General features: G+C 41.8%; 10 protein-coding genes. 2 read left to right on the top strand and 8 right to left on the bottom strand.

Annotated features, from left to right (window positions below; genetic code table 11):
- Nucleotides 1–670 (bottom strand): LysM peptidoglycan-binding domain-containing protein (locus tag LD39_RS09955; RefSeq protein WP_035545769.1); only part of this gene is annotated, 670 nt, incomplete at its 3' end.
- Nucleotides 671–984: 314 nt separating this feature from the next.
- On the opposite strand from LD39_RS09955, the gene LD39_RS09960 reads away from it, so the two are divergent.
- Nucleotides 985–1,794, top strand: a complete 810-nt coding sequence (locus LD39_RS09960; protein ID WP_035545772.1) for a ZIP family metal transporter — start codon at nucleotides 985–987, stop codon at nucleotides 1,792–1,794.
- A gap of 73 nt (nucleotides 1,795–1,867) precedes the next feature.
- On the opposite strand, the gene LD39_RS09965 is transcribed toward LD39_RS09960, so the two are convergent.
- Both LD39_RS09965 and LD39_RS09970 read right to left on the bottom strand, forming a co-directional pair.
- Nucleotides 1,868–2,062 (bottom strand): LPXTG cell wall anchor domain-containing protein, encoded by a 195-nt coding sequence (locus LD39_RS09965; protein WP_035545774.1) that lies wholly within the window; start codon nucleotides 2,060–2,062, stop codon nucleotides 1,868–1,870.
- Between the two features lie 32 nt (nucleotides 2,063–2,094).
- Nucleotides 2,095–2,328, bottom strand: coding sequence for a DUF6612 family protein (locus tag LD39_RS09970; protein WP_369793234.1), 234 nt, complete (start codon nucleotides 2,326–2,328; stop codon nucleotides 2,095–2,097).
- Between LD39_RS09970 and LD39_RS22100 the strand changes: the two genes are divergently transcribed.
- Nucleotides 2,321–2,491: a LysM domain-containing protein gene (locus LD39_RS22100; RefSeq protein ID WP_081988409.1), complete on the top strand. Its 171-nt coding sequence runs from the start codon at nucleotides 2,321–2,323 to the stop codon at nucleotides 2,489–2,491. The two genes, LD39_RS09970 and LD39_RS22100, sit on opposite strands and share 8 nt — an antisense overlap.
- 222 nt (nucleotides 2,492–2,713) lie before the next feature.
- Here the strand turns inward: LD39_RS22100 and LD39_RS09975 are convergent, their stop codons facing one another.
- The 5 genes from LD39_RS09975 to LD39_RS09995 form a co-directional block, all read right to left on the bottom strand.
- Complete coding sequence (locus LD39_RS09975) at nucleotides 2,714–3,265, bottom strand: DUF1697 domain-containing protein (protein ID WP_035545778.1); 552 nt, start codon at nucleotides 3,263–3,265, stop codon at nucleotides 2,714–2,716.
- A 21-nt stretch (nucleotides 3,266–3,286) separates the two neighbouring features.
- Nucleotides 3,287–4,084 carry an aminoglycoside adenylyltransferase domain-containing protein gene (locus LD39_RS09980; protein WP_035545780.1) on the bottom strand — a complete coding sequence of 266 codons (798 nt, stop codon included), beginning with the start codon at nucleotides 4,082–4,084 and terminating at the stop codon, nucleotides 3,287–3,289.
- 120 nt (nucleotides 4,085–4,204) lie between these two features.
- Nucleotides 4,205–4,819: a cyclase family protein gene (locus LD39_RS09985; RefSeq protein WP_035545783.1), complete on the bottom strand. Its 615-nt coding sequence runs from the start codon at nucleotides 4,817–4,819 to the stop codon at nucleotides 4,205–4,207.
- 117 nt (nucleotides 4,820–4,936) lie between these two features.
- Nucleotides 4,937–6,457 (bottom strand): murein biosynthesis integral membrane protein MurJ, encoded by a 1,521-nt coding sequence (gene murJ, locus LD39_RS09990; RefSeq protein WP_035545787.1) that lies wholly within the window; start codon nucleotides 6,455–6,457, stop codon nucleotides 4,937–4,939.
- A 200-nt stretch (nucleotides 6,458–6,657) separates the two neighbouring features.
- On the bottom strand, nucleotides 6,658–7,395 hold the full coding sequence (locus LD39_RS09995; protein ID WP_035545790.1) for a 7-cyano-7-deazaguanine synthase: 738 nt from the start codon (nucleotides 7,393–7,395) through the stop codon (nucleotides 6,658–6,660).
- Nucleotides 7,396–7,681 lie beyond the last annotated feature (286 nt).

A 7,681-nucleotide genomic window follows, 5' to 3' on the forward strand; every position in this document is an offset into this window, starting at 1 on the left:
CTGAGTCAAACTTCCGCCCAGAAAAATTAGTCAAAACGAGAAGTGGTGCCACGTTATTTGACTTTGCCGCTTCTATCACCGCTCCATCATTCAACTCCGTAATCGATCCATCTGCTCTTATGGCATGAGTGAATGGTGATAAATAAGTGAAGTTCCGACCAAGCGCAAGGACTTCATTCCTTCCTGCTTCCGTCATCGTCGTCGTATAGGCATTGATTTCTTTAACAGGCCTTGGCCGTCTCGGGATATACAAGGTTTGACCGACATACAACAACGAAGGATTAGCGATATTATTCACCTGAACGATGCGATCGGCAGATACCCCAAATTGCTGCGATATCCTCCAAATGCTGTCTCCTTGCTGGACCGTATAGGGGAAATAAGGTAGCACAAGCACTTCCCCTATAAAAATTAGCGATGGATTTGCAATTTGATTGACTGCCGCGAGCTCTTGAACAGAGATGCCAAACCGCTGTGCAATTCCCCAGAGTGAATCACCGCTCTGTACGACATACTCTCTCCCCGGTTCAGGAATAACGAGGTCTTGGCCGACTACCAACACACCAGGATTCTCCATCTGATTGGCTAAAATAATTTGATTCATATCCGTACGATATTTCCGGGCGATCGCCCATAATGTCTCTCCGGACTTCACCACATGTATTTGCATGACGTTCACCTCACAGGTAGTCTCTATATCCCATGCTATTCATGCGCGTCTTGTCCTATTATGATTGTCTTTAAGGGCCGTGTAGTTTCGTTATCTTATCACGTAGTAAAAATATATAGCTTATCATTTGGTAATTTTATACTTTGATTCTATCAAAGTATTCACTGATATTAAGGGCTCCACCCATTTAGATATGATTCCTCATCTAAACAAGAAGTTTGACGAATTTCCTACCTCCATGTAAAATGGTCGCATAAATGAATTTTGCACATGCGCAACTTTTAAATATATTATAATTTGAACGGAGGAAGACTATGTTAGAAGCATTCAAAGAATTCAGTCCCGTCATGCAAGCCCTATTTGGTACATTGTTTACTTGGGGAATGACGGCTCTGGGTGCCGCACTCGTGTTTTTTGTTAAAGGAACGAATCAAAAATTTCTCGATAGTATGCTCGCCTTCGCAGGAGGGGTAATGATTGCCGCCAGCTACTGGTCCTTACTCGCACCGGCAATCGAAATGTCCTCAGAAGGCTCAGTTCCATCATGGGTTCCAGCTGTTGTCGGATTTTTATTAGGCGGGGTGCTGCTGCTTTTCATTGATTTGATGCTGCCCGCGCTTAATACTGATAAATACTTGCATGATATTAAAGACAATAGAGCTAAAAAACGGACCGCACTGCTCGTCTTTTCTATGACGCTCCACAATATTCCGGAAGGTCTTGCAGTCGGTGTGGCATTTGGAGCGCTTGCATCCAATGGAACAGAAGCAACGCTCGCCGGTGCGATGGCCCTTGCCTTAGGCATCGGAATTCAGAACTTCCCGGAAGGTACAGCTGTATCCATGCCTTTACACCGCGACGGAATGGGCAAGAAGAAAAGCTTTATGTTCGGTCAATTTTCCGGTATGGTTGAGCCAATCGCTGCTGTCATCGGCGCGGTGGCCGTCATCGTCATTGAACCCATTCTGCCTTATGCCTTAAGCTTCGCTGCAGGAGCCATGATCTTCGTTGTCGCAAAAGAGATCATTCCTGGATCGCACGAAAAAGGGAACGTCAATCTTGCATCCATCAGTCTTATGCTTGGATTTGCCGTGATGATGACGTTAGATGTAGCGCTCGGATAAACATTAACTCGCACACAAAAAGCTCAGAGTTTAGTACTCTGAGCTTTTATTCATAAAGTGATTTCTACCTTACTCACGCCGCACTTTTTCTTCTATACAGTAAAATGCTGCCACCAAATAGAATCAAGGCTACCCCCGCTAAAGCATACGTCGGTGTTGACGTCGAGGTATCAGGTTCCTCCATCTTCTCTTCTAAAGGCTTAGCGTTATCCTTGACCTCCTGTGGCACTTCAATTGGTCCTACTTCGTTAAAGTTTTCAAGTGTCATATCTGTTATTGGGTAATATCGACTGTTTTCCCTTATGCTTTCACACTCATATCAAGGTCCATCATCATTCCTGTAAGGTAATGGTTTTCCTTATCAATGGTCAGCTCATAGGAGAGATTATTGATTGTGACATTCTCAAGCATCTTTTGCATAAATGAATCTAAATCACTGTTCCCTTCTGTCTTTACATTTTGCTTCATCATTTCCATGGACATCTTTAATAGCTTCTCACCGTCCCCTTCATGACAGGAAGTACGAGTGAGCAGAGCTGATGGCTATAATAAAGAGTTTCACACCGTTAAACCTGGCAGCACACTCTATAACATTGCCAATCTCCACAAAGGTGTGAGCGTTGAAGACTTATTGGAGTTAAATCCTAATATTGATCCGTTTAATCTCCGGGTTGGACAGGAGATCAGAGTGAAATAAACTAGTAAACTACTATAGGAAGACTCCCCCGCAATCATGCCGGGGGACTTTAATGTTTATTGAGGACGGGTGGTGAAAAAATTAACTTGAAATATTTTACCCTCTATTTTCTTCTCTAATTCCTCAATCCGTTCTTCTAATCTCTATTTTTCGATAAAATCTCCCGATGATTATTAAGGGAAAGAACCCTGCAATTAATAGGAATCCTATGATACTCTCCCTTTACTTTTCTGTCATACTTACTACCTTATTTATCGTTTTCCAATTACGCACAGTTACTGCTGGACCAAGCTTATTAAGGTTATTGCCTAATTTTGAATTACGGATACTGTCATAGAACAAGAGATAGATGTTTTTTCCTTGTGGCACGGCTTTTTCTTTTTCGTTCGCATATGATAAAAGTTTATCCATCTCTTCTTGTGAGGGAAATTCCTCTAACATCGCTACATGAAGACATTCTCCTTTGGAGGAAGCGTCTGCTTCGGCAATCTCCTTTTCTGAAAAAGGACAGTCGCTTACGAGATTCTGCAGTTCTTCTGCTGTCCTAAGTACAACCGGGCTGGATATACCAAAGTCTTTTTCTACTATCGTAGAGATCTGTTTTGCTAATTGATCTTCATCATTGCTCGACTCAAACAGCACATTACCGCTTTGAATGTAAGTTCTGACATTTTGTAGTCCGAGTACTTCTAACGAGCTTCTAAGCTCTGCCATTTTAAGTTTATTGTGGCCACCGACATTAATTCCTCTTAAAAACGCGATATAATTTCTCATCTTTCCCGCCTTTCTTTTCCGTCACATCATGAACTGCAACTGACCGATTTCCGCTTTCATATAATTTTTAAAATGGGAGAGTTCTTTCTGTTCAAACTTACAGTCGCCTCCGTTTTTGTAAACGAGATAGGCTTGGTGAACGACTGGTTGCGCAATTTCCGGCAAGTTTTCCATACCCCACTTTCCTGCTTCTTGTTTTGATGAGATTTCTCCTTCTTTCAAATACCAATAGACCCGGACGATATTTAATACACAATAGACAGGATCCTCTTCAAGTTCTTCTATACAACTATGATAGTCAGCAAGTATGGAAGATGCATAGTGAGCAGAAGGGACCGATGGAAATATAGATGATATCGGCGGTCCTTCAATACAAATTCCCCGATGGTTCGTAATTGTGACATGAGCCGCCAAATCTGGATCTTTTCCTTGATGATCATTTATGTACTGACACGTACCCTGCGCCAAATCTTTTTCATAGCGTTCTCTCCAAAACTCACTAAAATGAAACTCGAATGGAGACGGGTGCTCCCAATGTAGTAACTGACGTCTGCTGAGCATACTTAGTTCAAGCGGAAACGGCTGTTTAGATAAAGTTAAACATAGTTGGGCGAATTGCCTTTTAGTCTCTATATCTAACCCTTTTTCTGTGACCACTAACACATCTACATCACTTGATTTACGATTGAACCCTCCCATGGCTAGTGACCCGTGCAGGTAAAGTCCTATGAAATTTTCTTTTATAATTGCTTTTGTGGGCTCCAATAGTTCGGATACAAACTCTTCCTCATCGAATGAACTGGTGTTCCAACGAGGCATTGTAGTAACCTCCTTCAGTTTTATAGGGAAATACTGATCCTTCCAACAATAGATCTCAATAAAAAAGTAGCGAGCATGAAACCCATTGTGATTTCATGCTCGCTACTTTTTTAGTTGATGTTATTCGTTTTCAAATAGCAATACACGCGCTGGTGCTGCATCCGTACCGACAAGCTTAAGCGGCGCTGCCACCATGTGATAGCTCTTCGGCTCGACATCTTTCAAACGCAGACCTTCAATAACGATGACGTCCGCATTGAAAAGTGCCTTGTGTGTCGGGTGCTCCGGCTGGCTGCGCTCGATTCCTAAGGCATCAATTCCTACGCCATTAATTTTACGTTCTGCCAGGTACTCGGCTCCATCCTGTTTCAAGAAGATAAATTCGAAGTTGAACTCATCTTCAAAGGAGTTTTGTGTTTTAAAGAAGATGAAGTCTCCCTCCTGAATATCGAAGCCTTCAATATCTGCTTTTGTGATTCCGTCTTCCACGTCAGTCAGATCAAATACTTTTACATTCCCGACCAGCTTATCAAGAGAAATCGATTCGAACGTTTCCCCGTCATTTTTCATATGTAGCGGGGCGTCGATATGTGTTCCTGTGTGCACGTCAATTTCCATACGGGATTCTGTAACATGGCCGTTCGTATTTGTGTTGATTTTCGGCTGTTTTTCAGGTTTGTTTTTATAAACAGGCATCCCTTCGAAAACAGGGGCTGTGACATCAATCATTTTCATCGCTCATTCTCCTATTCGTTCATAGTTTGGTTTCACTTCTTATTTTGACATGGTTTGCGTCCGGTATCAAATGAGACAAAAAAGCGCCCACGGATTGGTGAGCGCTTTTAGTATGATTTAAGCTTTTTTCCGTTTTCTTTGGACGAATTCCATTAGCTTGTTAAAGCCTTCCCTATAAAACAGGTAGAGTCCTGCCACATAAGTAAGCGCACCGATGGGTACAAGAATCATCAGTTGGAAGAGAGAGTACAGCTCTTGAATTGGAGTGAGATATTCCACCAAAAGGATCGGCACAGCCATGAGAGCCGTCGGAATCGACACCTTGATGAAAAGTGTAATCAGCCGCTTCCATTCTCCTGCCGGCATTTCTTTATAGATCGCGTACGTCACGAATGTAATATAGTAAATAGATACAACCGAGCTTGATAAAGCAAGGCCCGAATAGCCAAACGGAATGAGAAATAAATAATTCAATAGCGCGTTTAAAAGTATTGTCGTTGAGCTTATTTGCAGTAGTTTCTTCGTTGCACTAAGTGCATACATACCTTTTATAGGGATCAACAACAGCCCCATAGTCACTATCATAGGAACATAATAATACAGTACAGTTACTGTATTTTGCGTATCTTCAGGGGAGTATGCTCCTCTTTCAAATATAAAGGAAATCGATTGTTCCCCTAATAGCAAGAGTCCCATAGCAATCGGCATTAACGCCATTAGCCCAATCTGATAGCCCATATATAACGTATCCTTAAACTTTTCTTTTTCTTCATTCTGTTCAGACATTAGCGTAAATATGATAGCTACTACCGTTGACTGGAAAATGGCACTTGGAATACTCATTAATAATGAAGCATTATTCAAATACGTGACCGCGCCACTGACAGTTCCTGAAGCAAAAGATTTGTCTACAAATACATTGATATGTCCCACCGATGCATGCAACAAGGACGGGATGAATAGGACGAAGAAAGTCTTAGCAAAAGTGCGGTTGATATTGAACGTGAGTTTATAACGATATCCGTATTTGAATAAGTAGTAAATTTGAATGATTAGCCCAATTCCTAAACCGGCAATGAATCCATAAGCAATGCTGTAGACGCCCCATAAATCAGAGAAAAGGATTATAAATAATGTCGCCACTAATGTCCCTAACAAGTTTACAATCTGATTAGGCACGAAACTCCTTACAGCCTGCAGATAAGACTCTAAAACACTCGTCAATCCAATAATGAGAGTAAATAAGAAGAAAAATCTAGTAATCTGTGTTGCTACCGTCTCAGTCGTCTCAGTCATCGCGCCATATAGTTGAACGATATATGGAGTAAATACATAGCAAAGGGCGCTGACTATAATAAGAAGTACAATCGTATAATTCAGCATACTGTTTGCGTTTCGATCTGCCTCTTCTGGGTCCGCTCTTCGATTCTTCAAATATTGAGGAAGAAATACAGAATTGAACCCATTCTTAATTAGAGTTTTCAATAAAGTAACAAATGTAAACGCTAGAAGAAATCCATCGGTATAATCTGTCGCCCCGAATTCCTTTGCAATAAAAACTTCTCTTACGAATCCAATTACTTTAAGCACCAAGGCTAGTAATGTAATCCAGATCGCGGTTTGTTTCAATTTAGACATGTATTTTTACCTCATTTAATCTATGTTTTTATCTTAATTCTAACCAGTATAGAGTAGCATTTTTCGAAAAAAATGTATAGATGATAGTATTGCGAGAGAGCTGGGGATCAGGTACCTCTTTTTCTTCTGTAGGTGCCTGGTCCCCGGAACAGTTCTGAAAAAAAAAGCGCCTGTAGACTCGTCATCTACAAGCGTTATTTTTAATTAACTATTTTCTTTAATCGACGGTTGACCTTAAATAAGAAATAGCGGATCCTCTCCGCTCGAGTCGGTTCAGGAATGCGGCGCCCAAGGCCTTCCTCCTGTGTATATTTACACGGGTTACATAAGCCGCATGGCTCTCCGTTTTTCTTCGGCGTGTGACAGAACCAAGTCTCTTCCATGATATGGGCATACCCACGTTCTTTTGCTTTTTCTTCCATTTCTAGCTTTGTAATTTCAAGCAGCGGAAAGCGATATTTTTGGAAAATGACAAAAGCTGGATGGGATGGATTGTCTACGACTCTGTAGTAGAAGTCTTCCCCGTCTTCAATCTTAACCACATCGTCTTTAATCATGCCCTGCGCTTTATCGTCGTGGTGAACAGATAACTCCAAAGTGTCCATGTTGACGGATTCAGCATAGCGGCCGAGCCAATCATATTGGTCACCAAGACGATATTCCTTTCGAAGCTTTTCATATTCTTTCGTAAAGTCTGGATTCAACGGAATTTCATCTTTTTTGATTTCTATTGTTTCAAGAATGCGCTGTTCCGCTTCAGGATCGAATTCTACCATCAGCCTCTTGATCCTCTCCATCGTCTTCAGTTCCATCTTCGTCGAAGGGCGGACAGAATCAAGTACATAATAAGGCTGAATGGTCTTCTTTTGATCCAATACTAAGTTCAAAACGCGGTAAGTGGAATCCCACCCACCTGTCCAAAGCACATTGTTTGGCATAACGCTAAACCTCCTGACATTTCTTCTATTCGGTATATTTCCCTCAATCTCGATACATTAACCAACTCATTTAGGGAAATTTGCAACTTTCTATATCTTTCGGTCGAATGTTGTCGGTAATGAGGGTACTTCTGAGCTTTGATGGTACCTGGTACCCGATTTGACTTTGTTGGTACCAGGTACGCTGCTTCGTTCGGTGGGTACCTGGTACCAACAAAGAGACCCGCGCGTACCTGACACCGCATTCACTCTCTCTGGTACCAGGTACGCAGCTTCGTTCAATCGG

The sequence above is a fragment of the Halobacillus sp. BBL2006 genome, assembly GCF_000786645.1.
GTDB lineage: Bacteria > Bacillota > Bacilli > Bacillales > Halobacillaceae > Halobacillus.